Genomic DNA, 25,972 nt, shown 5'->3' with positions numbered 1-25,972 from the left:
CCACGATAACCGTCACCCGATCATGGCCAGGTGAACGGCGACGCGACCCGCGCGCACGGCCCGCTCACCGCGGCGGCCGGTCAGATGTGGTCGGGGTCGACGGCGAGGGCGACGTGGATGAGGTCCTCGATCGCGTGCGCCAGGCGCCCGTCGGCGATCTCGTAGCGCGTCTGCCGTCCTTCGGGCACCGCGACGACCAGGCCGCAGCCGCGCAGGCAGGCCAGGTGGTTGGAGACGTTCTGCCTGGTGAGCCCCAGTTCGTCGGCCAGCCGGGCGGGGTAGGAGGGCCCCTGGAGCAGGGCGATGAGCAGGCGGCAGCGGTTCGGGTCGGCGAGGGCTCTGCCGATTCTGGCCATCGCGTCGAGCCGGGTCTCCACAGTGAACACGATAATCAGGGTACACGATTTGCTGTATATACAGTTGCTGCTGTATATACATGGTTGACTGTATAGAGCGAGGAGGCGGCACATGGGACACGGGCACGGACACGGCCACGCGACGGCCGGCGCGGTTCACCGCAAACGGTTGATGATCGTGCTGCCGCTCACGCTGAGTGTCCTGGTCGTGCAGGTCGTCGGGGCGCTGCTGTCGGGAAGCCTCGCCCTGCTCGCCGACGCCGGCCACATGGCGACCGACGCCGCGGGTGTCGCGCTCGCGCTGTTCGCGATCTGGATCGCCGGCAAGCCCGCCAGCTCCCGCCGGACCTTCGGCTACCAGCGGGCCGAGATCCTGGCCGCCGCCGTCAACGCCGTGGTGCTGCTCGGCCTGAGCGGCTACATCCTCATCGAGGCCGTGCGCAGGTTCGCCAACCCCGAGCCGGTCGGCACCACCGTCATGCTGGTCGCCGCCGTGGCCGGCCTGATCGCCAACGGGATCGCGCTGTGGCTGCTGCGCGAGGGCCAGCAGGACAGCCTCAACCTCAGGGGCGCCTACCTGGAGGTCCTCGGCGACCTGCTCGGCTCGGTGGCCGTCATCGCCGGCGCCATCGTCATCCAGCTCACCGGCTGGTACCCCGCCGACGCGATCATCTCGATGATCATCGCGCTGCTCATCCTGCCCCGCACGTGGAAGCTGCTCAAGGAGGCCGTCGACATCCTCCTCGAGGCCACCCCCAAGGGCGTCGACCTGGCCGAGGTGCGCGAGCACCTGCTGGAGACGCCCGGCGTCACCGACGTCCACGACCTGCACGCGTGGACGATCACCTCGGGCGTGCCCGTCATGTCCGCCCACGTGGTCGTGGACGTCGAGACCTTCAGCCAGTGCGGCCCGCTGCTCGACCGGCTGCACGAGTGCCTGGCGGGCCACTTCGACGTGGAGCACTCCACGCTCCAGCTCGAACCCGCCGGCCACGTCGACCACGAGGGCGCCCGGCACCTCTGGCCCGGCGACAGCCGGCCGGGCGCCACCGGCTAGCTGTCGCGGTCGTCCCGCTCGGCCAGGAAGGCCTCGAACTGGGCCGCCAGCTCGTCACCCGTCGGCATCGGGGTGGCCTCGGCCATCAGGTTCTGCCGCTCCTGGCCACCGGCGAAGGCGTCGTACTGCTGCTCAAGCCCCTGGATCGCCGACGACAGCTCGCTCGAGGCGCGGATCTGCTCCTCGATCTCGGACGTCGTCCGGTCCGCCGCGTCGTGCAGGCTGTCCATCGGGAACACCAGCCCGGTCCCCTTCGTGATCGCCTCCAGCGCCGTGACCGCGGCCTGCGGATACTCCGCCTGCGACAGGTAGTGCGGCACATGGACGGCGTAGCCGAGCGCGTCGCGCCCCTGCCCGCCCAGGCGGAACTCCAGCAGCGCGGCGACGCTTCCCGGCACCTGCACCCGGCCGAACGCGCTCACCTGCGAGTTGATCAGCTCGGGCCGGCTCGCGTGGGCCGTGACGCCCAGCGGCCTGGTGTGGGGGACGGCCATCGGGATGCCGTGCACGGTCACCAGCCTGCTCACGCCGAGCCGTTCGACCAGCCGGCCCACTGCGGCGACGAACAGCTCCCACTCCCGGTCGGGCTCGGGCCCGGTCAACAGCAGGAACGGCGTGCCCGTCAGGTCACGCGCGTGGTAGAGGGCCAGCTCGGGGGCCTCGTAGTCGACCCACCTGTCGGTGTCGAACGTCATCGTCGGCCGCCGCGACCGGTAGTCGATCAGGCGGTCGACGTCGAAGGTCGCCACGACGCTGTGCTCAAGCTCGGCCAGCAGGTGGCCCAGCGCGAGCCGTCCGGTGCTGCCCGCGTCGACGAACCCGTCGAAGTGGTACACCAGCACGGGATCGGTGAGCTCGGGGGTCCCCTCCGCCAGCCGGTAGAGATCCGTCGGGTCGAACACGGTTGATCAGCCTTTCCCTCGGTACTCTCTCCAGCAACCTGCGGCGAGCCGGAACGATTCCGTGCACGGCACCATATCGATGAGAAATCAGCACGGAACCCCCGGGTCACACCATCCATCGCCTGAAGGGCGTACGCTCCCGCACCGGCACAATGCTCCCGTGAGCGCGCTCAAGGGGTTCGTTCACCAGGATGTTCGACCTGGCCAGGGTGGGCGACACGGTCACGCTGCCGCCTGCGTCGAGCAGGTGTCCCGGTGGCCCTCGCCAATCAGAAGGGTGACATCTTGCTGATGCCGACGGCATATCACGGTCACGCCGACACGATGAAGGCGCGCACGGAGATGGGCGCCGCCTCCGACCGGGCCAACGACAGAGGCGTGACCCCTACGGCCCGCGCGGTCTTCAGGAAAGAATCAGGCGTGGTCAGGACTTCGCCGGATGGGCGGAGCCGACCCGCGGGCGGGCATCCCGTCAGCAGTTGACACAGGGCAGATATTTTCCAGCCAACAATTTCGCCGTCAGTGCCCTGAAGAATAGGGTGGAATATCGCCATATATCGTCAGTGTGGCTTTTTGAACGGTCCATCGTCATGCTAGGGGGGTGGCAACTACGATCCCCTCTGCGCAGGCCTTCAGTAGGCGACCACTCCGCATCCCCGCACTTCCGTGTCCTTTCCCCAACGAGATCAACATCCATTCGGAAGAGGTGGACGCCGAGAGTCACCGATGGCTGGCGACCTCTGGCATGCTCGGCGACGACAAGGCCGTCGAACACTTCAGACGCTCCAAGATCGGAGTGCTGGCGGCTCGCACCAACCCGTTAGTACCTCGCGAAAGTTTGAGACTGCTCAACGACTGGTACAACTGGTTGTTCGCCTTCGACGACGCTTTCTGCGAGGGAGCCCTCATCGGGCACCGGGCCTCGGCACTGGCTCACGCCCTGCCGCCGCTCCTCGAGATCCTCGACGGTCGTCGGCAACCCGCATCGGACGATCCCTTCGGCCTGACTCTGCGCGAACTGCAACTGCGCATCACGGAAACGGCGACGCCCGCCCAGGTCGAACGCTGGCGTACGACGGTCAAGGAGTACCTGTTCGCGCAGATCTGGGAGGCGGCCAACCGGGAGGTGGACCTCATCCCCAGCGTTGAGGACTACGTGCTCATGCGCCGCATCACGGGGGCGACCTACACCTGCCTGGCTCTCATCGACGTAGGCGGCGGCTATCGCCTCGAAGCGGAGGAATGGCACCATCCGGACGTCCGCATGCTGTCCGACCTTGCCTGCGACCTCATCGGCTGGGACAACGACCTGCTGTCGTACGCCAAGGAGCGCGACAACGACAAGGCCCGGCACAACCTGGTCACGGTGCTGGCCACACACAGGTCTCTCAGCCTGCAGAAGGCTCTCGACGAGGTGTCGAACATGCACAACGACGCCGTCGCCGCGTTCATCGAACGCCGCGCCCATCTCGAGCGATGGGCATCGCTGCCGGTACGCAGATACGTGCGTGGACTGGAGCACTGGGTCCGCGGGCACATCGAGTTCTCCCTCGGCAGTGCCCGTTACATCCACGCATGGCCGACCGGCACCACCTGGAGCAAGGCCGGCTGATCAGGATGGCGGGGCGTCCACCTCGCCCAGCGCCAACGTGGACGCCTCGTCCAGATCGAGGCGCGCCCCGCTTTCGAACGCCGAGTTGTAGGCCGCCTCGCCCAGCAGCTTCTGGCACTCCTTCACGCACTTCTCGTGCTCGTTGGTCAGGAACGGCGCGCCCATCATCGGCAGCCCCGACGTCGTCCAGTTGGCCTTCAGCGCGCCCAGCAGGTGAGCGGCCAACTCGGCCTGCTCGAGCATGGCGAAGGTCCGCGCCGTCGTCTCCAACGCGACCAGAGTGCCCAGCGTGTCGTGGAAGTAGCGCTTGATGCGCAGGCCCTCCTGGGCCGTGGTCAGGGCCGCCTCCGGCCGGCCCATCGCCAGCAGCGGAAGTGACAGCGCCCAGCTGGCGTAGGAGCTGACCCACAGCTCGCCCCGCTCCTTGCACACCTGCAGCACGTCGACCAGGAGCGATTCGGCCTCGTACACCTCGCCCTGCGTCGTCAGCACGATCGACAGCTCGACGATGGCCGGCAGCAGGCCCGGGTTGAGCTCCTTGTTGCCGGTGTTGAACTCGATCGCCATGCCCAGCAGGGCGCTGGCCTTCTGCAGGTCGCCCTGGAGCAGCGCCGCCGTGCCCTGCATCTTGGAGGCCAGGATGACCGCGCGGGAGTCGCCGACCAGCACCGCCTCGCTGCTGCACTGCTCGGCCGCCTCCAGCGCGCCCACGCTGTCGCCCTGGGCGCTGCGCACGTAGGACAGCACCCACAGCGCCTTGCAGCGTTCCTTGCTGGGATCGGGGTTGGCGCGCAGCGCCCGCTCCAGGTAGATGCGCCCCTCGCGGACGAACCCGCAGCAGATCCACATGAACCACAGCGACGACAGCAGCTCCAGCGCCAGGAGGCTGTCGCCCGGCGTGCGCAGGGCGTGCTCGAGCGCGAGCCTGACATTGTCGTGCTCCTGGCGCATGCGCACGAACCAGTAGATCTGCCGCGGCCCCGACCAGGCGTCCTCGCTCCTGCGGGCCAGGCTCAGGTAGTAGGCCAGGTGCTGGTGGCGCAGGCTCTCGGACTCGCCGAGCTTCTCCAGCCACTCCTCGCCGTACTCGGCCAGCGTGTCGATGAGCTTGTAGCGCACGCCCGCGTGGTCGCTCTTGATCAGCAGGATCGACTTCTCCACCAGCCCGGTCACCAGGTCGGTGATGTCCTCGGCGGGCAGCCGGTCGTCGGAGCAGACGAACCTGGCCGCGTCGAGCTCGAAGTCGCCCGCGAACACCGAAAGGCGCGCCCACAGCAGTCGCTCGGCGGGCTCGCACAGCTCGTGGCTCCAGCCGATGGCCGCGCGCAGCGTCTGGTGGCGGGGCAGCGCCGTACGGCTGGCCCCGGCCAGCAGGCTGAAGCGGTCGGTCAGCAGGCCCAGGATCTGGTCGACCGACAGCGCCCGCAGCCGCACCGCGGCCAGCTCGATCGCCAGCGGGATGCCGTCGAGGCGGCGGCACAGCTCGGCCACCGAGCCGATGTTCTGCTCGTCCAGCACGAAGTCGGGCACGACCGCGCCGGCCCTGGCCGCGAACAGCTGCACCGACTCGTTGGTGAACGGGTTCTCGTCGGTGTTGTCGCCCGGCACCGCCAGCGGCGGCACCGGCACCACGTGCTCGTACGCCAGGTGCAGCGACTGGCGGCTGGTGGCCAGGATCTTCAGCCGCGGGTTGGCCTGCAGCAGCTCGTCGATCAGCTCGGCGCAGCCCTCGATCAGGTGCTCGCACGTGTCGAGGATGAGCAGCATGTTGCGGTCGCCGACCCACTCCGACAGCGACTCCGACTCGCCGCGCGCCGACTGGTCGGCCACGCCGAAGGCCGAGGCGATCGTGTTCTTCACCATGCCCGCGTCCTGCAGCCGCGCCAGGTCGGCGAACCACACGCCGTCGGCGAACTGCGAGCGGACCTGATGGGCCAGCCGCAGCACCGTCCGCGACTTGCCCACGCCGCCGATGCCGGTGACGGTCACGAGATTGGACTCGGACAAGTGGCGTTTGAGGTTGGCAAGCAGCCTCGTCCGCCCGACGAAGCTCGTGAGCTCCGCCGGCAAATTGCCTTCTCGACGCCAACCTGTCGGGGTGGCCATGGGCAGCCTCACGGGGGGTAGCCGGACACCTTCTCACGCGCGGGACCAACTGTACCCCGAGGAGCCTTTACTGTCCCTTGTGGCTTACCTGTGCCGGGGTGACGTTTCTTCCTCCGGATAGCATTGACGTCGTGACCGAATTCCTGCCTGAGCAAACCACGGATGACACCGACCTGGGGTGGGGCGAAATTCCGGACGAGGATCCGGACGCTTTCTACCTCGACAACAAACCACCGCACTGGGGCTGACACGGCCTGTCGCGGAGGACGAACTTCTGTAACCCTGGCGCTCAGCCGTACGATTTACCACTTTTGTCCCGTCTCTGACGGGCCCATGACGACCGATGGACCGGCGCCCTCGCGAGCCCCGGCCCATCGGCCCCCCTCCACGGCCGTGCGCGTTCCCCGCGCCGCGGCCGCCGTTCACGGGCGGATCAGCTGACCACGTCCCTGCGGCGGAAGCGGCGGAAGGCGACCGCGACCAGGATCGCGGCGTAGCTGACCGACACCGCCGCCCCCTTGGTCATCCCTCCCCAGTCCAGCGTCGGCGCCAGCGCGTCCATCCACGCGGTGTTCCAGAACGTGGGCAGGAATTCCCGCAACGACCCCAGCGCCTCCACCGCCTGCAGGATCGTGCTGACGATGACCAGCCCCACCGCGCCGCCCACCGCGCCCAGCGGCGAGTCGGTGACCGTCGAGAGCAGGAACGCCAGCGCCGCCACCGTCAGCTGGCTCACCAGGGCGTACCCGATGACGATCCCGAACCGCGGCAGCACGTCGAAGGCGGGGATCGTCTCGCCCGTCCCCGGCACCTGGATGTCGTTCCAGCCGAACACCAGCGTTCCCGCCACCAGCGCCATCACCGGCAGGCAGATCACCGCCGCCGTCGAGTAGCCGAGCGCCACGACGAGCTTCTGCCGCAGCAACCGGTCGCGCGGCACGGGGGCGGCCAGCAGGTAGCGCAGCGACGACCAGCTCGCCTCGCTGGCGACGGTGTCGCCGCAGAACAGCGCCACCGCCACGACCAGCAGGAAGCTCGCCGACACCGACAGCGCGAACGCGGCGAAGTTCAGCCCGCTCTGCGTGGCCAGGTCGGACAGGCGCAGGGCGTTCTGCTGGCCGGTGTTCTGCGGGCCGAGCTGGAAGGCGATGACCAGGATCCACGGCAGGGCCAGCAGCAGCCCGAACATCACCAGCGTGCGCCGCCGCTTGAACTGCCTGACGATCTCCACCCGCAGCGGCAGCGTACGGCGCGCGGCATAGCCCGGGGCCCCGCCGCTGTGAACGGTCATGACTTGTCTCCGATCAGGTCGAGGAAGACGTCCTCGAGACGCGGCCCGTGGCCGTTGTGCCTGGCCGTGGCGAGCAGGTCGGACACCGGGCCGGCGCTCACCAGGCGGCCGCGGTGCATGACCACCACGTGGCTGCACGTCTGCTCCACCTCCGCCAGCAGATGGCTGGAGACGATCACGGTACGGCCGTCGCGGGCGTAGCGCTTGAGGACCTCGCGCATCTCCCTGATCTGCGGTGGGTCGAGCCCGTTGGTGGGTTCGTCGAGAACCAGCAGGTCCGGCAGGCCGAGCATGGCCTGGGCGATGGCCAGGCGCTGCCGCATGCCCTGGGAGTAGGTGCGCACGGCCCGCTCCAGCGCCGAGCCGAGCCCGGCGATCTCCAGCGCCTCGGCCATGTGGGCGTCCTGCGGCGGGCGGCCCGTGGCCTGCCAGTACAGGGTCAGGTTGTCGCGGCCGGACAGGTGCGGCAGGAATCCGGGGCCTTCGACGAACGAGCCCAGCCTGGACAGGACCGGCGCCCCGGGCGTCACCGGATCACCGAAGATCCTGATCTGGCCGGCGTCGGGGTGGATGAGCCCCATCATCATCCGCATCGTGGTGGTCTTGCCCGCGCCGTTCGGGCCGAGCAGGCCGAGCACCTGGCCCTTCTCCACCCGGAACGACAGCCCGTCCACGGCCTTCTCGCCGTTCCGGTAGGCCTTCGTCAGCCCGGCGATCTCCAGCGGCACCTCGGCGCCGCCCGCGCCCGGTGCCGCGGCGCCGTTCGCGCCCGCGCCGTTCGCGCCGTTCGTACCCGTGCCGTTCGTGTCTGCGGTGTTCGTGGGTGTGCCGTGCGCGCCTGTGCCGTGCGCGCCTGTGCCGTTCGGGCTTGTGCCGTTCCCCTTGACGGATCGCCCGGAGGGGGTGCCGGAGGGGGCGGCCGTTTTGCGGCCCGTCGCCAGGACGAGGGCGGCGACCGCGACGGCCGCCAGCGGCAGCGCCCACGTCCACCACACCGGGCCGCTCGGCGGCGCGGCCAGTTCGGGCACCGTCGGCACGGTCAGCGTCGGCGCGGCCAGGCCCACCACGTAGCCGGCGGGCTCGGCGGGCGTCGCGTAGCCCATGTCGGTCGTGGTCAGCGCCAGCCGCAGCCGATGACCGGCCGGGAAGCGGTGGTCGACGGCGGGCAGCGTGACCGTCACCTCGCCGGCTCCGGCGGGCACCCGTACGGGCGTCACCAGACCGGCGGGCAGCGTCGGCGGGGTGACGGCGTCGGCCACGTCGTAGAGCTTGGCGAACAGCGTCGCCTCGCCCGGCGCCCGCACCCTGATCTTCACGGTCGCGGTGCCGGTGAGCTGCAGCGGCTCGGCCAGCGGCGCGGACTCGAAGACCGCGCTCTGGCCCGGCATGTCGAGGGAGACGCCCGGGTTGCCGCCCTGCGCGCCGCCACCGCCGAGCAGCCCGCCGATCCCCGGCACGGCCGAGATGGAGGCGGGGTTGCCGCCCGGCGGGTTGGCGACGTTCTGGTCGGGCCCGGCGAGCTGGATCGGCGTGGTGGCGGTGCCGGTCAGGCCGGGGTAGCGGTCGGTGCCGGGGTGCAGGCGGATGCGCTGGCGGGTGCCGGGGTCGCGGCCCCCGTCACGCGTGATGGTGAACCCCTGCACGGTCCCTGGGGAGCCCGTCCCCACGGAGCCCGTCTCCGCGCTGCCCGTGCCCGCTGTTCCTGTCCCCGCGCTGCCCGTTTCCGTTGTGCCTCTTCCCGCCGTGCCCGTTCCAGGGGAGACCGCGGCGGTGCCGGGGCCGGCCGCCGCCCGCAGGTGGCGGTCGAACCAGTCGAGCAGCCGCTCGTCCAGCCAGTCCACCTCACCGTTGCCGCCGTCGTGCCCGCCGTCGAACCACATCACCTCGACCGGCGTCCCCGCCGCCGCGATCGCCTTGGCGTTCGCGTCGGCCTGCGCGAGCGTGAACAGCGAGTCGCGCTGCCCCTGGATCAGCAGGGTGGGCGCCTTGATCCGCCCGGCCACCGTCACCGGGCTCGAGGCGCGCAGCATCTCGACCGCCTCGGGCGTCGGCCTGCCGGTGGCCGCGACCCGCTGGTACATCTCGCACACCGCGGGCAGGAACCGGCCGCACCTGGCCTCCTCGGCCGACAGCGGCCGCGGCGGCGCGGTCAGCGCGCGCAGCCCCTCGGCGCCGGCGGCGGGAGCGCCCCTGCTGAAGAACAGTCCCGCCCACATCTTCTTGAACACGCCGTTCGGGAACAGCGCCTCCGACAGGTCACTCCAGGTGATCATCGGGACGATCGCGTCGACCCTGGCGTCGTGGGCGGCGGTCATGAGCGCGATGGCGCCGCCGTACGAGCCGCCCGCGATGCCCACGCGCGGGTCGCCCGCGGCGTCGAGCCGGACCTCGGGCCGCTTGGCCAGCCAGTCGATGAGCTGCTTGACGCCCTTGACCTCGTAGTCCGGCGAGTTGAGCGCGATCTGCCCGGTGGAGCGGCCGAAGCCGCGCGCCGACCAGGTCAGCACCGCGTAACCCTGCCGCGCCAGCCGTACGGCCTGGGCCCTGACGCTGTCCTTGCTGCCGCCGAAGCCGTGGGCGAGCAGCACAGCGGGCGCCCTGCCCTCTCCGGCCGGCGGGAAGTACGTCGTGTCGAGCTCGACCCGCTGGTCGTCTCCCGGGCCGTCGACGACGGCGATCCGCTGCTCCTGGCCGCGCACCGCGGGCGCGGACGGCCACACCAGCCAGACCGCCGCCGCGAGCACGGCCAGCGCCGCGACCAGCGCGGCTGCTCTCTTCATGTGGCGAGCGTACTGACCGGTCCTGAGAGGCAGCTGAGACGATCTCAGCCCAGCAGGGCGTAGACGGTGCTGGCCCGGGCGGCCGGGCCGGGACCCCCTTCGGCGCTCAGCGTGATGTCGGCGAAGGCGAGCGTGCGGCCCAGCTTGGTGACTTGCGCCTCGACCAGGACGTCGGACCCTGTCACCGGCCGCTGGAACGTCGTGGACTGCTGGACCGTGGTCATCGGCACGAAACCGCCCCTGGCCGAGGAGATCGCGATGACGGTCGCGGTGTCGGCGGCGGCCATGAGCGCCTGGCCGCTGATCCCGCCGCCCTGCCTGGCCAGCCGGTCGGACCACGGCAGGCGCAGCAGCGCGTGGCTCTGACCGACCTCCTCCACGCTCAGCCCCAGGTCGAGGACCCACGGGGCGAAGTTGTCCTTGAGTATGGCGTCGCCTTCTTCAGGAGTCACGCCGTCATCATGCACGCTGGAGCCATGCTTGAGGAGGTCTTCCTGCCCTCGACGTACGGCGTGGGCGTGCCGTACGAGTTGTTCGCGACGCTGCGGCGCGAGTCGCCCGTCCGCCGGATCCCCGAGCCCGCGTTCGGGCCGTGGCGGGCCGGGCCCGGCTTCTGGGGCGTGTTCGCGCACGCGGACGTGAAACACGTGCTGCGCACCCCCGCCGACTTCTCCTCCCACCTGGGCGCGACGCAGATCCGCGACCCCGACACCCCGGCCGACCTGGCGTTCGTCCAGGCGATGATGCTCAACACCGACCCGCCGGAACACGCGCGGCTGCGCAGGATCGTCTCGGCCGCCTTCACCCCGCGGGCCGTCCGCGCCCTCGAGGAGACGATCGCGGCGCGGGCCGCGCGGCTGTTCGCGCGGGGCGCCTGCGACGTCGTCGAGGTGGCCGCCGACCTGCCGGTGTGGACGCTGGCGCACGTCATGGGCGTGCCCGAGCAGGACCGCCGCCTGCTGTACGACTGGGCGTCGCGGGTGATCGGCTACCAGGACGAGGAGTACGCGGACCTGTCCACCGCCGACGATCTCAGCCCGCTCGGCAGGATCGCGCTGGCGGCCCGGCCGCCCGCCCGGCGCCCCGGCGTCAACCCCAGGTCGAGGGCGGCGCTGGCGGACATGTTCGCCTACGCGCACGCGCTGGCCGCCCGCCCCGGCGGCGGCGACGACGTGATGGCGGCCATGCTCGGCGGCGGCCTGACCGAGGCCGAGTTCGAGAACATGTTCTTCCTGTTCGCGGTGGCCGGCAACGAGACGCTGCGCAACGGCATCCCCGGCGGCCTGCTGTGCCTGCTGGAGCACCCCGGCGCCATGGACCTGCTGCGGGCCAGGCCCGAGCTGCTGCCCTCCGCGGTGGAGGAGATGCTGCGCTTCTGGCCGCCCGTCATGAACTTCCGCCGTACGGCGACGCGCGACCTCGAGCTGGGCGGTCAGCGGATCGGCGCGGGCGAGAAGGTCGTCGTCTACCACGCCTCCGCCAACAGGGACGAGACGGTCTTCGCCGACCCCGACAGGTTCGACATCACCCGCACCCCGAACGACCACGTCAGCTTCGGTTCCGGCCCGCACGTCTGCCTCGGCGCCCACCTGGCCAGGACGCAGATGCGCGCGTTCTTCGCCGAACTGCTGAAGTGGGACGTACGGCTCGCCGGCCAGCCGGTCAGGCTGATCTCGAACTTCCAGAACGGATTAAAGCATTTGCCCGTCCTCCTAGAGTCAAGATCATGACCGACTATCTTGCTGTCAACCGGGCCAACTGGGACGAACGCGTGGGCATCCACCTGGGCAGCGACTTCTACGACGTCGAAGGGTTCAAGGCGGGCGGGCAGCCGCTGCGCCCCTTCGAACTGGCCGAGATGGGCGACGTGCACGGCAGGCGGCTGATCCACCTGCAGTGCCACTTCGGGCTCGACACGATGGCGTGGGCACGGCTGGGCGCCGAGGTCACCGGTGTCGACCTCTCCGGCAGGGCGGTCGAGGCGGCCCGCGCGATCGCGGACGAGTGCGGCATCGAGGCCCGCTTCCTGGAGGCCGACGTCTACGACGCCGCCGAGGTGGCGGGCGACGGCTACGACATCGTCTACACCGGCATCGGCGCGCTGGTCTGGCTGCCCGACATGGTCAGGTGGGCGCAGGTCGTCGCCTCGCTGCTCAAGCCGGGCGGTTTCCTCTACCTGGCCGAGTTCCACCCCTTCGGCGACATCCTCGACTTCGAGGACGGCTCCAGGGTGGCCTTCGACTACTTCGACCGCCGCCCCCAGGTGGAGGACTACCCGCACACCTACACCGGCACCGAGGTGCTGCGGAACGCCACCTCCGTCCAGTTCGCGCACGGCCTCGGCGAGATCGTGACCGCCCTGGCCGGGGCGGGGATGCGCGTGGAGTTCCTGCACGAGCACGACTTCACGCTCTTCCCCCGCTTCGAGTCGCTCGAACGCCACGGCGGGCTCTACCGCTTCCCCGAGGGACGCCCCGGCGTGCCGCTCCTCTACTCGCTGCGCGCGGCCAGGATGTAGTGGACCTGCCGCAGGCCGTCCTCGACCTTGGCGCCTCCGGTCTCCACGAACCCGAACCTCTCGTAGAAGCGGCGGGCGCGCGGATTGGAAGCCAGCACCCACAGGCCGACCGTGCGCTCGGCGGGTATCGCCTCGACCGTGGCCGTCATCAGGGCGCGGCCGAGGCCGGTCGACAGGTGGGCAGGCAGCACGTAGATCGCGTAGACCTCGGTGTCGGCGCGGTCGTCGCGGCTGTCGCCGTACATGCTGAAACCCACCAGCGCGCCGGCGGTCTCGCCGACGATGGCGCGGGTGCGGCCGGAGTCGAGCGCCTGCCGGCGCAGGCGCACGTTCTCCTCGGTGACGGCCAGGTCGTCGAGGAAGGCGTCGGGCATCGCGCCCCGGTAGGCGTACTTCCAGGTCTGGATCCGGACGGCCTCGATGCCGGGAGCGTCGTCGGGGGTCGCGGGGCGTATCTCAGTTCTCATAAGGCGCAATCATCCCGGCTACGGTCAGTCCGAGCCCGCCGACCCCGGGACCGTTCGTCACGACCGGTGGAGTCGCCGGCGGGCGTGACCCTGACCTGACCGTTTTGTGGCAGGTGTGGGGTATTGGCCCCGCCCAGGCCAAGGAAGCCCCGCCCGTCCGGTCTCTGATTGCGGAGAAGGTAAAGGCCAGGCAAGATGTCCAGGCGTGAGAATACGAGCGGCCATCGATTGGGCCCTGCCCTACTGGACACGCGGGCCGGCCGGGCGTGAGACGCCGCCAGAGCTTTTCAAGGTCCTCTACTACGGATGGCTGCTGGCCTTCGCCCTGAAAGTGCTGGGTTCCTCCTGGGACGTCTCCTGGCATTTCAAGTGGCTGCGTGACGATCTCGCGCCGCCGCACCTGCTCAACTCGGCGGGAACGGCGATCGTCCTCGCGCTCACGATCATCCACGGCTACACCGGGTACGGCGTGGACAGGACCGCGCTGCGGCTGATCCAGTGGGGTACCGGCGTCTTCCTGGTCGCGGTACCGCTCGACCTGATCAACCACCGGATCAACGGGCTCGACATCACCTCGTGGAGCCCCTCCCACATCCTGCTGTACCTGGGCACCTTCTTCATGATCGCCGGCGTGATCCGCGGCTGGTACATCGGCGGGGGCGGCAAGCCCGTGCTCGCCGCGCTGTTCGTCTACTTCCTGGAGAACGTGCTCTTCCCCGCCCAGCACCAGGAGTACGGCGTGTTCTCCATCGCCGCCTGGGACAGGGGAACGCCGGCGGCCGAGCCGATCCTCATGCAGTTCGCCGCCGACCAGATGGGCAGGCCGGTGGACCGTGACATGATGGTCGCCTTCTCCCTGCCGGTGCCCGACTTCCTCTACCCCGTCTACTTCACCGTCGCGGGCCTGATCGTGCTGGCCGTCGCGCGGATGATGATCGGCAGGTTCGGCACCGCGACGCTGGTCGCCGCCGCGCTCGTCGCCTACCGGGCGGCCATCTGGCCGCTGCTCAGCGTCGCCGGCTTCCCCGAGTCCGCGGTGCCGTTCTTCCTGGTCGTCGCCGCGCTGGCGGTCGACGTGGCGTTCCTGGTGCGCCTGCCGTACCTGAGGGCGGTGCTGGGGGCGGTGCTGGCGACCGCCGCCGTGTACGGCGCGCTGATCGCCCAGCACTCCCTGCTGGCCGCGCCGCCCCTGGCCACCTCCTCGGCGGTGTGGGCGGCGGCCGGCCTGGCCGTGGCCTGGCTGGTCATGGAGTGGTTCGTCACCAGGTTCGGGCTGCGCGCCGCCGATCAGCCGATCGGGGCGCGGGTGAGCGCCACGGCCACCCCGTAGGCCAGGCCCATCACCACGAGCTCCGTCGCCGCCCACGCGGCGATGGAGCTCTTCTCTTTCCTGGCGATGCCGGGCATGAGGCGCCACCTGATGTTCGCCGCGAGGGGGAGCAGGAGGCCGACCAGCGCCACCTTGGCCAGCAGCAGCAGGCCGTACTCGGAGGCGACGAGGTCGACCGGCAGCTCCACGCCCGTGGTCAGCGCCATCGTGGACAGGCCGCTGACCAGGCCCGACAGCGACACCAGGGCCAGCGCGACCGTGGCGGCCCTGGAGAACCTCGGCAGCGCGACGGCCAGCAGGTCGCCGCGCGTGGCGAGCGTGGCGGCGACCGCCAGCAGGCCGCCGGTCCAGACGGCGGAGCCCATCACGTGGAGCTCCATCGAGATCATGATGGGGTCGTGCCAGACCGAGTCGACCGCGTGCCCCGTCACCGGCACCGGCAACAGCCCGAACAGCGCGATGACGATCCGCAGCTCGGCGGGGACCTTCTCGCCGAACCGTACGGCCAGCAGCCCGATGCCCGCGTAGCCGAGCGCGCACGCCGTGCTGAACAGCAGGCCCTGGCCGGCGCCCACCGAGCCGATGTAGGTGGCGATCATGCCGAGGGTCGGGACCGCGCCGGGGTTCAGCTCCGCGGTGTAGAGCACGATCGTCACCAGAGCGGTGATCGCCCAGATCCACGCGGCGGTGACGGCGTGGGCCCTGACCCGGCGCATGACCGGCTCGGTGGCGTCGGGATCGTCGAAGCCGAGCAGCTTGGGCAGCAGGCTGAGACCGACCACCGTGGTGGCGGCCAGGTCGAGCAGGACCCTGACGACGGGCAGGCCGTACTCGACGGCCGGGCCGGGGAGCGGGATGCCGGGGACGGGGTCCTCGGCGGTCAGCGTGCCGGCGACGACGGCGGCGCAGACGGCGGCCAGGACCAGGCCCGCCGCCAGCCGGATGCCCGCCGACGGCCCGGCGAGGGCGCGGGGCCGTACTCCGGTGACGGTCATGCCTCGCCCTTCCCCGCGCCGGTGACCGTCTGGCCGGGGTGGGCGGGCGCGGGGTCCTCGCCCCCGGGGGCGGCCGGACCGGGGCGCTCGCGGGGCCCCTCGGCGACGGCGGCGGGGCCGCCGGCGGGCGCGGCGCGGCGGAGGGCGACGATCGTGCCGCCGGCGAGCAGGACGAGGGCGCCGACCACCCACACGATCGCCATGCCCGCGCCGCCGTTGGCCGCCGCCTCGGCCGCCTGCGCGCTGAGGTCGGCGGGCGGAACGCCCGGGGCGCCGCCTTCCGCGCCCCGCGCCGTGCCCGAAACCGTGCCCGAAACCGTGCCTGAAACGGGGCCTGAAACCGTGCCCGGGACCGTGCCTGGCGTCGTGTCCTGCGCCCCCTCGGCGGCCGGGGCCTGCGACGCGGGGACGCCGGTTCCTGCGACGGTCAGGGTGAAGGTCACCTTGCCCGAGATCGGGTGCCCGTCGGCCGACAGGATCCGGTAGCCGATCACGTAGTCGCCCGCCGGCCCGAGCGGCCTGAGCCGCGCGGTGACCTTCTTCGCGTTGACGGCGGCCTGCCCGGCCTCCCACCTGCCGCCGTCCGGGCCGGTCACGGTGACCTGCGTGAAGCCCTGCCGGGCCGGCTGGTCGAACTCCAGCGTGACCTGCTCGGGCGCGGAGGCCAGCCGGGCGCCCTCCGCTGGGTCGCTTCCCGTCAGCACGTTGTGCGCCTGCGCGGGCGCGACCGCGACGCCCAGCGCGGCGCACGCCAGCAGCAGGACCGTGAGTAGCCGCCTCACCGATCTCGACCTTCCGTAGAGCTGTCTTGACCAAGACATGGTCCCACTGGTCGTCACCGGCCGCGCGCGGGTGTAGCCGTGATGATCGGATACGGCGTAGCATGCCGCCACCGCGTTTCCCCGCCTTTCCCGCTTTCCCCGCGTTTCCCCGGGCTCCCCGGTTTCTCGAGGCTTCCCCGGGTTCCCCCGACCTTCACCGCGCGGAGGCCCCGATGAGCAGCCTGTCCCCGCCGCCCTCCGGCGCGCTGGCCGAACCCGTGCGCAGGGTGGGCCCCTGGTGGGTGGCGGGCATCGCGCTCGCCAACCTGGCGCTGTTCGTCGGCTACTTCGCCCCGCTGCAGGTCCTGCTGCCCGAGCAGGTCGCCGCCGCCGACCCCGCCGGCAAGGAGAGCGCGCTGGCCTGGGTGACCGGCGCGGGCGCGCTGGTGGCGATGCTGTCCAACCCGATCGCCGGCGCCCTGTCGGACCGCACGACCGGCAGGTGGGGCCGCCGGCACCCGTGGACGCTCGCGGGCGCGCTCGCGGGCGGCCTGGCGATGGTGTTCATGGCCTTCCAGACCAGCGTGCTGGGCATCGCGCTCGGCTGGTGCCTGGCCCAGGCCGCGCTCAACGCCACCCAGGCCGCTCTCAGCGCCGGCGTGCCCGACCACGTGCCGGTCGAACAGCGCGGCGAGGTGTCGGGATGGATCGGCGTCCCGCAGTCGGTGGGCGTGGTGCTCGGCGTGGTGCTGGTGACCGTCGTGGCCACCACGACCACGTCGGGGTACCTGCTCGTCGGGGCGGTGGTCGCGCTGCTGGTGCTGCCGTTCGTGCTGACCACGAAGGATCCCCGGCTGGCCGAGCGCCCGCCGTTCGACCCGAAGCAGCTGTGGGTCAGGCATCCCGACTTCTTCTGGGCGTGGATCACCCGGTTCCTGATGATGCTCGGCAACGCCATCGCCACCCTCTACCTGCTGTACTTCCTGACCGACGAGGTGGGCTACGAGCGGCTCTTCCCGGGCGAGAAGGCGACCGACGGCCTGCTGGTCCTGATACTCGTCTACACCGTCACGGTCGTCCTCACCACGGTGGTGGCGGGCGTCGTCTCCGACCGGCTGGGCCGCCGCAAGGCGCTGGTGACCTGCTCGGGCCTGGTCAGCGTCATCCCCGCGGTCATGATGGCCTGCTGGCCGCAGTGGCCCGTGGTCGTGGCCGCCGCCGCCGTCCTCGGCGCGGGGTTCGGCGCCTACCTGTCGGTCGACAACGCGCTGGTCACCCAGGTCCTGCCGAGCGCCGGCGGCAGGGCGAAGGACCTGGGCGTCATCAACATCGCCAACTCCGGCCCCCAGGTGCTCGGCCCGGTGATCGCCGGCCCGATCGTCGCGGGGCTCGGCGGCTACACCGTGCTCTACCTGACCTCCGCCGTGCTGGCGCTGCTCGGCGCGGCGCTGGTGTGGAAGATCCGCGGCGTGCCGTGATCCGTCCCCCGGACGTCCCGGGGAGGTCCTGAGAGGGTCAACCGGCGAAGTCGGCCGCGTGGTCGGCGAGGTAGTCGGCCAGCGAGCGCGGCGGGTGCCCCGCCAGGTCCGCCACAGTGCCGGTGGTCTTCGACCACTCGCTGTCCGGCACCGCGGCCATCATCTCGGCCAGCTCGCGGGCGGTCGCCTCGGGCAGCCCCCACCGCCGCCGGGCATGCTCGGTCATCTCCTCGATGCTCAGATCCACGTAGGTGACGGTACGGCCGAGCGCCGCGCTGAGCTGGGCGGCCACCTCCTGCTGGGTCAGCGCCTCCGGACCGGTCAGGACGTGCGTCGCGCTCTCGCCGACGGGGGCGGTGAGCAGGGCGAAGGCCACGTCCGCGATGTCGCGCGTGTCGATGTAGCCGGTGCGGCCGGTGCCGTAGGAGCCGTGGAAGCGCCCGTCGGCGACCTCGCCGGGCAGGCTCTGCATGAAGCCCACGGGTTCCAGGATGGTGTGGGGCAGTCCCGACGCGCGCAGATGGGCGTCGGCCTCGCCGTGCGGCCCGCCGCTGAGCGGGGCGCCGGGTCGCGCGCCGAGCACCGAGACGCTCACCACCTGGGAGACGCCCGCGGCCGCGGCGCGGTCGATGACCTCCTTGTGCCGCCGGGCGAAGTTCGGCCACGGCGCGGTGTTCAGGAAGAGCCGCTCGCCCATGGGCACGGACGACGGCCGTTCGAAGTCGCCGACCGCGTACTCCACGCCGAGCGCCTCGCCCTGCTCGGGCCGGCGCACCAGGGCCAGGACGTCGGCCCCCGACTCGCGCAGCCGGGACACCAGCGCGCGGCCGATCGAACCGGTCGCGCCTGTCACCACGATCATCGAAGCCTCCATAAGTGGACGATCGGATTCCGCTTCTGTCGGGACGGTACACTAAGCGGAAGATCGTCGTCCAGTTAGGAGTGAAGGTGCGCGCTGACGCCCGCCGCAACAGGGACCGGATCGTGGAGGCGGCGCGCGCCGTGGTGGCCGAGCGGGGGATCGAGGCGCCGATGGAGCTCATCGCGCGCCGTGCCGGGGTCGGCGTCGGCACCGTCTACCGGCGCTTTCCCGACCGCCACGCGCTGATCGCGGCCATGGCCGAGCAGTACATCCACGAGATCGCCGACGCGCTCACCAGGGCGGAGGAGTCGGAGCGGGGGGCGTGGGCGGCCGTCAGGTCGTTCGTGCTGTGGTGCGGAGACCAGGGCAGGGGCGCCCTGGCGGCGGCGCTGGCCGACCTGCCGCAGGAGCTGTTCGAGGAGATGCGGGAGTTCGTCACGGTCAGGGCGAACATGGTCGAGCGCCTCGAGGCGCTCGTGGCCGCGGCGCAGGAACGCGGGGAGATGCGGGCCGACGTGGGCGCCGACGACCTGATGACGTTGCTGAACATCTTCACCTGCCACCCGACGCCCCGCGGCGAGCACTACCTGCGCGTCATGCTGGACGGCATCGCCACCGGCTGACTCGGGGGTCCGCGCGTCGCGGCGCCGTCTCTCTGACCTGAACTTGACGGGGGTCTGACCGGATACCTCCCCTGACGCGGGCAAGCCGTCGTCAGGGTTCCCGTGCGGAGAGCGAGGCGGCATGGCGGCGATCATCGAGTGGCGGCTGGCGGGGGAGATGGAGCGGCGCCGGTTGCTGGCCAGGGGAGGCACGGCCGCGCCGGACCCCGAACTGGTGAAGTCGGTGACCGACCTGGTCCAGCGGGTACGGCTGCGCGGCGACGAGGCACTGGCCGAGGCGCTCGACCGTTTCCACTGCGTCAAGGCCGGCCTCAGGGTCGGCGCGGCGGAGCTGGAGGCGGCCGGCGGCGAGCTGGACGACACGCTCAAGGAGGCGGTCAGGATGTCGATCGCCCAGGTCAGAGCGTTCAACGAGACGGCGCTCGCCCGCTCGCACTGGCGGGTGGAGCGCGACGGCGTCACCGTCGGCGAGCTGGTCCGCCCGATCGAGAGCGCCGGCCTCTACGTCCCGTGCGGCAAGGGCTCCTTCCCCTCGGTCCTGATCATGCTCGCCACCCCGGCGCTCGTCGCGGGCGTGGGCAGGATCGCGCTGGTCGTGCCGCCGTGCGTGGACGGCCGGGTGGACCCGGCGGTGCTGTTCGCCGCGCACGAGCTGGGCCTCACCGAGGTCTACCGCAGCAACGGGCCCGCCGGCATCGCCGCCCTGGCCTGCGGGACCGCCACGATCCCGGCCGTCCGCAAACTCGTCGGCCCCGGCAGCCCGGCGGTGAGCGTGGCGATGGCGGCGGCGCAGCGGCTCGGCTGCGTGGTGGAGACCGGCTTCGGGCCCACCGACCTCATGATCGTCTGCGACGGGTCGGCCGACCCCCGCCTGCTGGCCGCCGACCTGCTGAACGAGGCCGAGTACGGCTTCGACTCGGCCGCCGTCCTGGTCGGCACCGACCGGCAGGTGCTGGAACGCGCCGCCGCCGAGCTGGCCGCCCAGATCGACGAGCTGCCGGGGCCGCGCCGCGACTACGCCGAGAAGTCGGTGCGCGGAAACGGCGGCATCGTGCTGGTGGGATCGGCCGAGGAGGCCATGGCCGTCGCCAACGCCTACGCGCCCGAACACCTGCAGCTGGCCGTCGCCGAGCCCGAGGCCTGGCTACCCCTGGTACGGCACGCGGGCGCGGTCCTGCTCGGCCAGTGGACCACGCCCGCCGCGTCGAACTTCGCCATCGGCACGCCCGCCACGCTGCCCACGACCGGCTTCGCGAAGGTGGCCAGCGGGGTGTCGGTGCACACCTACCTGACCAGGATCCCCGTCGCCCAGCTCGACAAGGACGCGTTCTGGCGGCTCGCGCCGACGATCATCGCGCTGGCCGAGCACGAGGACTTCCCCGCCCACGCCGCCACGGTCACCGTCCGGCAGAACTGAATCCGTCGCCGGCCGTGCCCTACCGCGCGGACGGCGAGCCGGGAGCCGCGGGTGGTGGGCCGGGATCGGCGGGTGGTGGTCCGGGGGTGGCGGCTGGTGGGCCAGGATCGGCGGCTGGCGGGCCGGGAGCGGCGGCTGGTGGCTAGGGAGCGGCGGGTGGTGGGCCGGCTGCGGCGGGTGGCGGCTCGGCCCGGTCCTCGACGGTCCGCCAGGCCCGCTCCAGGGTCGCCAGCTCCTCGCTGTCCAGGTCGCGCAGCGGCGCCCGGCAGTACCCGGCAGGCCGGCCCCAGACGCGCAGCAGCCCGCGGTAGACCGCCAGGTCGCCGGCCCCCGGCACGACGGCGTCGGTGACCAGGCGGCGCAGCGGGAGCAGGCGGCCCCACCTGGCGCGGGCGTCCGGCAGGTCGCCCGCCTGGACCGCCCGCCACAGGCCGGTGCCCTCCGCCGTGGCGACGTTGAGCAGCCCGCTGATCCAGCCGTGCGCCCCGCCCGCCATGGCCTCGAGCGGCGCGGTGAACCCGCCGTAGAAGACCGCGAAGCCCTCACCCGTCGCCGCGCGCAGCTCGTGCACCTCGTGCACGGTCGGCAGCGTGCTCTTGACCCCGTGCGCCACGCCCTCCTGGTGGAGCCTGGCCAGCTCGGCGACCGGCAGGGGAGGGACGGCCGCGTTGGCCGGGATGTTGTAGACCCACAGCGGCAGCCCGCAGGCCGCCGCCACCGCGCGGTAGTGGCCGAGGATCTCCCGCAGGCTGGGACGCTGGAAGTACGGCAGGACCACCAGCGCGGCCGCCGCCCCCATCCGCTCCGCGTGCCGGGTCAGCGCGATGGTCTCGGCCGTGGTGTAGGCGCCGGTCCCGGCCAGCACGGGCACCCGGTCCCCGACCGCGTCCAGCGCCACCTCCAGCAGCCGCCGCCGCTCGGCCCCCGACATCGCCACGAACTCGCCGCTGGTGCCGCCCACGACCAGGCCGTGCGCGCCCTGCTCGACCAGCCAGTCGAGGTGCTCGGCCGTGGCCCGCTCGTCCAGGCTCCCGTCGGCGGCGAACATGGTCAGCGCCGCCGGCCAGACCCCTCTCATCGGGTGCCGCCCCGGTCGTACTCGGGCCGGAAGGGGTGCTTGACGATCTCCTCGATCCGCGGGACCGGCCCGAGCCCGGGGGCGTCGGAGACGATCCACTCGCCGTCGCGCACCTCGGGCGGGTTCTCGGTGTAGCGGTCCCAGTAGACGAGCTGCTCGGGCGTCAGCATCGATTCGGAGATCAGCAGGTTGGGCAGCGTCGCGGCCAGCTGCCAGGTGGCGGCGCTGGCCAGCGGGCCGAACGGGTTGTGGAAGGCCATGGAGATGGCGTTGGCCTCGGCCATCGTGGCGATCCTCTTGGCCGCCGTCAGGCCGCCGCAGAAGATCACGTCAGGCTGCGCGACCGCCAGTGCCCGCTGCTCCAGGAACGGGGCCGCCGCGTACGGGCCGGCCCAGCGCTCGCCGGCCGCGATCGGCGTCGTCGACCGCCTGGAGACCTCGGCCAGCCACTCCGGCCGCTCCGGCGGCACCGGCTCCTCGATGAAGGTCAGCCGGAACGGCTCCAGCACCTCGCACAGCCGCACCGCGTCGGCCACGTTCAGCCGGCCGTGGCAGTCGAGCATCAGGCGCACGTCGGGCCCGGCCACCTCGCGCGCCGCGGTGAAGTACTCGGTCACCAGCGGCCAGATCCAGTTCGGCAGCAGTTCGGTCTCGGTGTGCCGGGCCGGGATCGCCGCGGGCGTCTCGTGGTGGACGCTCGACACCTTGGTGTAGAAGCCGGGCAGCGTGGTCTTGATGGCGGTGAAGCCTCGGGCGATCCTGTCGGCCACCTCGGCCGCGAACTGCTCGGGCGTCTCGGTGGCCCTGGCGTGGGTGTAGACCGGCACCGTGTCCCTGAACCTGCCGCCGAGCAGCCGGTGCACGGGCACGCCGAGTGCGCGCGCGTTGAGGTCCCACAGCGCCACGTCGATCGCCGAGATCCCGATCGTCAGCAGCGTGCCGCCGAGGAAGGAGTCGCGGTACATCCGCTCGAAGTGCTGCTCCACCCTGGTCGGGTCCTTGCCGACGAGATACTCGCCGAGCTCCTCCACCAGCGCGGACACCGTCCTGGTACGGCGGCGCATGGCGACCTCGGCGTACCCCTCGACACCGTCGTCGGTCTCGATTTTGACGTAGATGGCGTTGTAGTAACCGAACTCGGCGATCCACTGGCGGACAGCGGTCACGCGCATGCGCTGGCTCCTTCGGGGAGGGGATGGATCCCATCCTCAGCGCACTTAGGACCTAAGTCAATAGTGTGCCTGAGCACAGCGGTTTTCCCGGAAACCCGCCATGGTCTACGCTTTCCTCGAACATAGGTCTTTGGTGAAGGAGGCACTCAGTGGCCGAGACGATGCCGCGCGACCGCGCCCTCCTCGGCACGAGGATCGCCGGACTGATCACCGAGCACATCCGCGCCAGGGGCCTGTCCGAGGGCGATGAGCTGCCCTCGGAGGCCCAGCTGGCCGACGAGTACGGCGTGAGCCAGCGCGTCGTGCGCGACGCCTTCCGCTCCCTCGCCCAGCAGGGCGTGATCCGCACCCGGCAGGGCAAGCGGGCCGTCGTGAGCGAGCTGCGCCCTGTGGCCGTGCACAGTTACTTCCGCCTGGCGATGGAGGCCGACGCCGCGGCCCTCGACGAGCTGGTCGAGCTGCGCCTCGCGCTGGAGACGAAGGCGGCCGGCCTGGCCGCCACACGCATCACCGAGGCCGAGCTCGACGCGCTGCGGGCGCTGCTCGACGAGGTGGAGCACGTGGGCGACGACCTGCGCAGGCGGGTGGAGCTCGACCTCGCCTTCCACATCGGGGTGGTCAAGGCGGCCCGCAACCGCTTCTTCAGCGGCGTGATCGAGGCGCTGTCCGACGCGCTGACCACCGAGCGGGAGCGGGGCAAGGAGCTGACGGAGGCGCTGGGGGAGGGGCACGCCGAGAGCGACGCCGAGCACCGCGCCCTGCTGCTCGGGCTCGGCACCGGCGACGCGGCCCTGGCCGAACAGCAGATGCGCGCCCACCTGCAGCGCGTCCAGCGCGCCTTCCGCGCCGACCACTGACGGATTCATCGGGTCCAGCGCGCCTTCCGCGCCGACGGCGCCGGCGCTCGCGGAAGGCCCGCGCGCGGAAGGCCCACATGCGGGTGGACCGCGTGCGGAAGGCCCGCGTGCGGGTGGACCGCTCGCGGGAGTACCGCGGGAAAGGACCGGCTCCCGGCGAGGACCGGAGCGCCGGGAGCCGGTCCGGTCTCATTCCCAGACCGGCGCGGCCTGCGCCCTCCGGTACAGCGCGTCGAACGCGGCCGAGCCGTCGTCGTCGCGCACCCCGAGGCTCGCCCCGCTCGGCTGGACCGGCAGGTTGCCCACGTACCTGCACTCCTCGAACAGCTGCTTGATCCCCGCGTAGTGCCGCACCCTGCCGTCGCCGAGGTGGAAGCTCAGCAGCCGTCTGGGCAGCACGGGCGTGAACCCGTCGGGCACGCGCCACCGCTCCAGCGCCGCCTCGTCGAAGGTCACGCCGAGGCCGGGGCCCTCGGGCAGCCTGCCGTACCCGCCGCGCACCTCGATCGGCTCGGTCAGCAGGTCGTCGGCGTAGACGTTGAGGCACGTCACCGCGGGCCAGCGGGCGTGGGTGAGCACGGCGCCCAGGTGCAGCGTCCAGGCGGTGGTCAGCCCGGGGCCGACGATCTGCAGGAAGAGGTCCTTGTTGAACGCGGCGGCCCGCAGGCCCTGCGCGATCGTGCCCGACACGCCCGCGTTGCAGGAGACGAAGCCGTCGATCGCGTCCTGCCGCATCCACTCGGGGAACAGGGCCGCGTTGTAGTGCTCGACGACCGGCCGGCCGGCCCGCGCCCTGACCGCCCGCTGCGCGGCCACGTCCGACTGCAGCACGGGCGACTCGTACATCCGCACCCTCGGCTGCCGGTCCAGCCGCCGCAGCACCTCGATCGCCTCGCCGGGGGTGCGCAGCATGCCGTTCCAGTCGAGGTCCAGCTCGTAGTGCTCGGGGGTCACCGCCGAGATCGCCGCGACCTGCTCGTGCACGTCGAACCAGGGCCTGGCCTTCAGCTTGTGGGCCAGGTAGCCCTCCGCCAAGGCGTCCTTGGCCTCCTCGGCCAGCACCTCGGGCGGCATCTTGGTGCTCCACCACGCCAGCGGGCACCAGCGCCGCACCACCGGCTGGCCGAACAGCGCGTGGACGGGCACGCCGAGCGCCTTGCCCGCCACGTCGTACAGCGCCATCTGCAGCCCGGCGCCCAGCGTGTCGTCGGCCATCACCTCGGCGGGATGGCGGCCCACGACCCGGGCGACGGTCTCGTCGGTGGTCCTGGCCCAGGTGTAGTGGGGCAGGCTCTCGCCGTACCCCACGAGGTCGGTGGCGTTGGTGCGGACCCGCACGACCTCGACCACCGCGAACTCGGCGACCAGGATCTCGTTCCACGGGCGGGAGCGCTCGCGGAAGGGGACGTGCAGGGTGACGCGCTCCACCGCGGTGACGCGCAGGCTCATGGGCTCCTCACTTCCCGTACCCGGCGGCGATGCCCTCGATGAGGCGGCTGCTCATCCACAGGTAGAGCAGCAGCAGCGGGATCACGACGATGCAGATCCCGGCGAACAGCACCGACCAGCGCGCGCCGGTGTACTGCATGGTCTGGACGAAGTTCAGCAGCGTCAGCGAGATCGTCTTCTGCTCGCGCAGGAACGACAGGGCGAAGAAGGTCTCGCCCCAGTCGCCGATCGCCTGAAGGATGAACAGCGCGATCAGCCCCGATCTGGTCAGCGGCAGCATGACGCGCCAGTAGGTGTGGTAGGGCCCCGACCCGTCCAGCGCCGCCGCCTCCTCCAGCTCCCGGGGGAGCGAGGCGAAGAAGGCGGTCAGGAAGAAGACGGAGAACGGCAGGTTGGTGGCGATGTAGACGATCAGCAGACCGGCCAGCGAGTCGATCAGGCCCATCCGGTCCAGGCCCAGGTAGATCGGGATCATGATGGCGGGGCCCGGGATGCCCAGGCCCATCGCGAACAGCACGGTGACGGGGCCCGACAGCCGCCAGCGGAAGCGCGACAGCACGTAGGCCGCGGGCGCGGCCAGCAGGATCGTGCCGAGGCCGCTGCCCGTCACCAGCAGCAGCGAGTTGAGCACGCCCTCGCCGAAGGCGGCCGAGGTCCACGCCTCGGCGTAGTTGCCCCACTGGAGCTGGGCGGGCAGGCCCCACGGGTCGTGAACGACCTCCCTGGTGGTCTTCAGCGACGACAGCGCCATCCAGCCGACCACGAACAGGTCGAAGACGGCCAGCGACCAGGCCAGCGGCATCGCCAGCAGGAACAGGGGGCCGCGGCTGCGCCGTACGGTGCGGGTGGTCATGCGGCTCC

General features: G+C 71.7%; 23 protein-coding genes. 9 read left to right on the top strand and 14 right to left on the bottom strand.

Features of this window, described 5'->3' with window-relative positions:
* Positions 1-80: 80 nt before the first annotated feature.
* The gene (cmtR, locus tag ACWDLG_RS26670) at positions 81-395 is read right to left on the bottom strand and encodes a Cd(II)/Pb(II)-sensing metalloregulatory transcriptional regulator CmtR (protein ID WP_449924939.1); all 315 of its coding nucleotides are present in this window, start codon (positions 393-395) and stop codon (positions 81-83) included.
* Positions 396-468: 73 nt separating this feature from the next.
* Here cmtR and ACWDLG_RS26665 point away from each other — a divergent pair, with 73 nt between their 5' ends.
* Positions 469-1,413: a cation diffusion facilitator family transporter gene (locus ACWDLG_RS26665; RefSeq protein WP_449924713.1), complete on the top strand. Its 945-nt coding sequence runs from the start codon at positions 469-471 to the stop codon at positions 1,411-1,413.
* Here ACWDLG_RS26665 and ACWDLG_RS26660 read toward each other — a convergent pair.
* Positions 1,410-2,315: a proteasome assembly chaperone family protein gene (locus ACWDLG_RS26660; RefSeq protein WP_449924710.1), complete on the bottom strand. Its 906-nt coding sequence runs from the start codon at positions 2,313-2,315 to the stop codon at positions 1,410-1,412. The two genes, ACWDLG_RS26665 and ACWDLG_RS26660, sit on opposite strands and share 4 nt — an antisense overlap.
* Before the next feature lie 745 nt (positions 2,316-3,060).
* On the opposite strand from ACWDLG_RS26660, the gene ACWDLG_RS26655 reads away from it, so the two are divergent.
* The gene (locus ACWDLG_RS26655; RefSeq protein ID WP_449924707.1) at positions 3,061-3,927 is read left to right on the top strand and encodes a terpene synthase family protein; all 867 of its coding nucleotides are present in this window, start codon (positions 3,061-3,063) and stop codon (positions 3,925-3,927) included.
* Here the strand turns inward: ACWDLG_RS26655 and ACWDLG_RS26650 are convergent, their stop codons facing one another.
* From ACWDLG_RS26650 to ACWDLG_RS26635, 4 genes are all read right to left on the bottom strand, one after another.
* Positions 3,928-5,934, bottom strand: coding sequence for an ATP-binding protein (locus tag ACWDLG_RS26650; RefSeq protein ID WP_449924705.1), 2,007 nt, complete (start codon positions 5,932-5,934; stop codon positions 3,928-3,930). It lies immediately after the preceding gene.
* Between the two features lie 532 nt (positions 5,935-6,466).
* Positions 6,467-7,324 carry an ABC transporter permease gene (locus tag ACWDLG_RS26645; RefSeq protein ID WP_449924704.1) on the bottom strand — a complete coding sequence of 286 codons (858 nt, stop codon included), beginning with the start codon at positions 7,322-7,324 and terminating at the stop codon, positions 6,467-6,469.
* A complete protein-coding gene (locus tag ACWDLG_RS26640; protein WP_449924701.1) occupies positions 7,321-10,104 on the bottom strand; it encodes an alpha/beta fold hydrolase in 2,784 nt (927 codons plus the stop codon). Before ACWDLG_RS26640 ends, ACWDLG_RS26645 begins: the two co-directional genes overlap by 4 nt.
* A gap of 44 nt (positions 10,105-10,148) precedes the next feature.
* Positions 10,149-10,556 carry a PaaI family thioesterase gene (locus ACWDLG_RS26635; RefSeq protein WP_449924698.1) on the bottom strand — a complete coding sequence of 136 codons (408 nt, stop codon included), beginning with the start codon at positions 10,554-10,556 and terminating at the stop codon, positions 10,149-10,151.
* Positions 10,557-10,580: 24 nt separating this feature from the next.
* Here ACWDLG_RS26635 and ACWDLG_RS26630 point away from each other — a divergent pair, with 24 nt between their 5' ends.
* Positions 10,581-11,834: a cytochrome P450 gene (locus ACWDLG_RS26630; RefSeq protein ID WP_449924696.1), complete on the top strand. Its 1,254-nt coding sequence runs from the start codon at positions 10,581-10,583 to the stop codon at positions 11,832-11,834.
* On the top strand, positions 11,831-12,622 hold the full coding sequence (locus tag ACWDLG_RS26625; RefSeq protein ID WP_449924693.1) for a class I SAM-dependent methyltransferase: 792 nt from the start codon (positions 11,831-11,833) through the stop codon (positions 12,620-12,622). The genes ACWDLG_RS26630 and ACWDLG_RS26625 overlap by 4 nt, the downstream gene beginning before the upstream one ends.
* Here the strand turns inward: ACWDLG_RS26625 and ACWDLG_RS26620 are convergent.
* A complete protein-coding gene (locus ACWDLG_RS26620) occupies positions 12,595-13,089 on the bottom strand; it encodes an N-acetyltransferase family protein (RefSeq protein ID WP_449924690.1) in 495 nt (164 codons plus the stop codon). The two genes, ACWDLG_RS26625 and ACWDLG_RS26620, sit on opposite strands and share 28 nt — an antisense overlap.
* A gap of 205 nt (positions 13,090-13,294) precedes the next feature.
* On the opposite strand from ACWDLG_RS26620, the gene ACWDLG_RS26615 reads away from it, so the two are divergent.
* Positions 13,295-14,419: a hypothetical protein gene (locus ACWDLG_RS26615; RefSeq protein ID WP_449924687.1), complete on the top strand. Its 1,125-nt coding sequence runs from the start codon at positions 13,295-13,297 to the stop codon at positions 14,417-14,419.
* On the opposite strand, the gene ACWDLG_RS26610 is transcribed toward ACWDLG_RS26615, so the two are convergent.
* Together ACWDLG_RS26610 and ACWDLG_RS26605 are read right to left on the bottom strand one after the other, a co-directional pair.
* Positions 14,377-15,414, bottom strand: coding sequence for a copper resistance D family protein (locus ACWDLG_RS26610; RefSeq protein WP_449924684.1), 1,038 nt, complete (start codon positions 15,412-15,414; stop codon positions 14,377-14,379). The genes ACWDLG_RS26615 and ACWDLG_RS26610 overlap by 43 nt on opposite strands.
* Positions 15,411-16,196 carry a copper resistance CopC family protein gene (locus tag ACWDLG_RS26605; protein ID WP_449924681.1) on the bottom strand — a complete coding sequence of 262 codons (786 nt, stop codon included), beginning with the start codon at positions 16,194-16,196 and terminating at the stop codon, positions 15,411-15,413. The genes ACWDLG_RS26610 and ACWDLG_RS26605 overlap by 4 nt, the downstream gene beginning before the upstream one ends.
* Before the next feature lie 212 nt (positions 16,197-16,408).
* Here ACWDLG_RS26605 and ACWDLG_RS26600 point away from each other — a divergent pair, with 212 nt between their 5' ends.
* Entirely contained in the window at positions 16,409-17,653 is a 1,245-nt protein-coding gene (locus ACWDLG_RS26600) for an MFS transporter (RefSeq protein ID WP_449924678.1), read from the top strand.
* A 37-nt stretch (positions 17,654-17,690) separates the two neighbouring features.
* On the opposite strand, the gene ACWDLG_RS26595 is transcribed toward ACWDLG_RS26600, so the two are convergent.
* Entirely contained in the window at positions 17,691-18,515 is an 825-nt protein-coding gene (locus tag ACWDLG_RS26595) for an NAD(P)H-binding protein (RefSeq protein WP_449924676.1), read from the bottom strand.
* Positions 18,516-18,601: 86 nt separating this feature from the next.
* On the opposite strand from ACWDLG_RS26595, the gene ACWDLG_RS26590 reads away from it, so the two are divergent.
* Both ACWDLG_RS26590 and hisD read left to right on the top strand, forming a co-directional pair.
* Entirely contained in the window at positions 18,602-19,138 is a 537-nt protein-coding gene (locus tag ACWDLG_RS26590) for a TetR/AcrR family transcriptional regulator (RefSeq protein ID WP_449924673.1), read from the top strand.
* Between the two features lie 121 nt (positions 19,139-19,259).
* Entirely contained in the window at positions 19,260-20,555 is a 1,296-nt protein-coding gene (hisD, locus tag ACWDLG_RS26585; RefSeq protein ID WP_449924670.1) for a histidinol dehydrogenase, read from the top strand.
* 142 nt (positions 20,556-20,697) lie between these two features.
* Here the strand turns inward: hisD and ACWDLG_RS26580 are convergent, their stop codons facing one another.
* Together ACWDLG_RS26580 and ACWDLG_RS26575 are read right to left on the bottom strand one after the other, a co-directional pair.
* Positions 20,698-21,633, bottom strand: a complete 936-nt coding sequence (locus ACWDLG_RS26580) for a dihydrodipicolinate synthase family protein (protein WP_449924667.1) — start codon at positions 21,631-21,633, stop codon at positions 20,698-20,700.
* Complete coding sequence (locus ACWDLG_RS26575) at positions 21,630-22,805, bottom strand: mandelate racemase/muconate lactonizing enzyme family protein (protein WP_354904680.1); 1,176 nt, start codon at positions 22,803-22,805, stop codon at positions 21,630-21,632. Before ACWDLG_RS26575 ends, ACWDLG_RS26580 begins: the two co-directional genes overlap by 4 nt.
* 149 nt (positions 22,806-22,954) lie before the next feature.
* Between ACWDLG_RS26575 and ACWDLG_RS26570 the strand changes: the two genes are divergently transcribed.
* Positions 22,955-23,662 carry a FadR/GntR family transcriptional regulator gene (locus ACWDLG_RS26570; RefSeq protein WP_449924663.1) on the top strand — a complete coding sequence of 236 codons (708 nt, stop codon included), beginning with the start codon at positions 22,955-22,957 and terminating at the stop codon, positions 23,660-23,662.
* 189 nt (positions 23,663-23,851) lie between these two features.
* Here ACWDLG_RS26570 and ACWDLG_RS26565 read toward each other — a convergent pair whose 3' ends face one another.
* Positions 23,852-25,111 (bottom strand): mandelate racemase/muconate lactonizing enzyme family protein, encoded by a 1,260-nt coding sequence (locus tag ACWDLG_RS26565; protein ID WP_449924660.1) that lies wholly within the window; start codon positions 25,109-25,111, stop codon positions 23,852-23,854.
* 7 nt (positions 25,112-25,118) lie between these two features.
* On the bottom strand, positions 25,119-25,964 hold the full coding sequence (locus tag ACWDLG_RS26560; RefSeq protein WP_449924657.1) for a carbohydrate ABC transporter permease: 846 nt from the start codon (positions 25,962-25,964) through the stop codon (positions 25,119-25,121).
* Between the last annotated feature and the right edge of the window lie 8 nt (positions 25,965-25,972).

Source organism: Nonomuraea sp. NPDC003727, from assembly GCF_053586935.1.
The sequence above is the reverse complement of the archived record's forward strand: the minus strand, read 5'-3'. Positions and strand labels throughout refer to the sequence as shown.

Excerpts from the sequence above, each read along its gene's own strand:
- ACWDLG_RS26610 (WP_449924684.1), bottom strand. The coding sequence starts at position 15,414 with ATGACCGTCACCGGAGTACGGCCCCGCGCCCTCGCCGGGCCGTCGGCG.
- ACWDLG_RS26560 (WP_449924657.1), bottom strand. The coding sequence starts at position 25,964 with ATGACCACCCGCACCGTACGGCGCAGCCGCGGCCCCCTGTTCCTGCTG.
- ACWDLG_RS26630 (WP_449924696.1), top strand. The coding sequence starts at position 10,581 with ATGCTTGAGGAGGTCTTCCTGCCCTCGACGTACGGCGTGGGCGTGCCG.
- ACWDLG_RS26640 (WP_449924701.1), bottom strand. The coding sequence starts at position 10,104 with ATGAAGAGAGCAGCCGCGCTGGTCGCGGCGCTGGCCGTGCTCGCGGCG.
- ACWDLG_RS26625 (WP_449924693.1), top strand. The coding sequence starts at position 11,831 with ATGACCGACTATCTTGCTGTCAACCGGGCCAACTGGGACGAACGCGTG.
- ACWDLG_RS26645 (WP_449924704.1), bottom strand. The coding sequence starts at position 7,324 with ATGACCGTTCACAGCGGCGGGGCCCCGGGCTATGCCGCGCGCCGTACG.
- hisD (WP_449924670.1), top strand. The coding sequence starts at position 19,260 with ATGGCGGCGATCATCGAGTGGCGGCTGGCGGGGGAGATGGAGCGGCGC.
- ACWDLG_RS26595 (WP_449924676.1), bottom strand. The coding sequence starts at position 18,515 with ATGATCGTGGTGACAGGCGCGACCGGTTCGATCGGCCGCGCGCTGGTG.
- ACWDLG_RS26620 (WP_449924690.1), bottom strand. The coding sequence starts at position 13,089 with ATGAGAACTGAGATACGCCCCGCGACCCCCGACGACGCTCCCGGCATC.
- ACWDLG_RS26665 (WP_449924713.1), top strand. The coding sequence starts at position 469 with ATGGGACACGGGCACGGACACGGCCACGCGACGGCCGGCGCGGTTCAC.
- ACWDLG_RS26565 (WP_449924660.1), bottom strand. The coding sequence starts at position 25,111 with ATGAGCCTGCGCGTCACCGCGGTGGAGCGCGTCACCCTGCACGTCCCC.
- ACWDLG_RS26575 (WP_354904680.1), bottom strand. The coding sequence starts at position 22,805 with ATGCGCGTGACCGCTGTCCGCCAGTGGATCGCCGAGTTCGGTTACTAC.
- ACWDLG_RS26655 (WP_449924707.1), top strand. The coding sequence starts at position 3,061 with ATGCTCGGCGACGACAAGGCCGTCGAACACTTCAGACGCTCCAAGATC.
- ACWDLG_RS26600 (WP_449924678.1), top strand. The coding sequence starts at position 16,409 with ATGAGCAGCCTGTCCCCGCCGCCCTCCGGCGCGCTGGCCGAACCCGTG.
- ACWDLG_RS26580 (WP_449924667.1), bottom strand. The coding sequence starts at position 21,633 with ATGAGAGGGGTCTGGCCGGCGGCGCTGACCATGTTCGCCGCCGACGGG.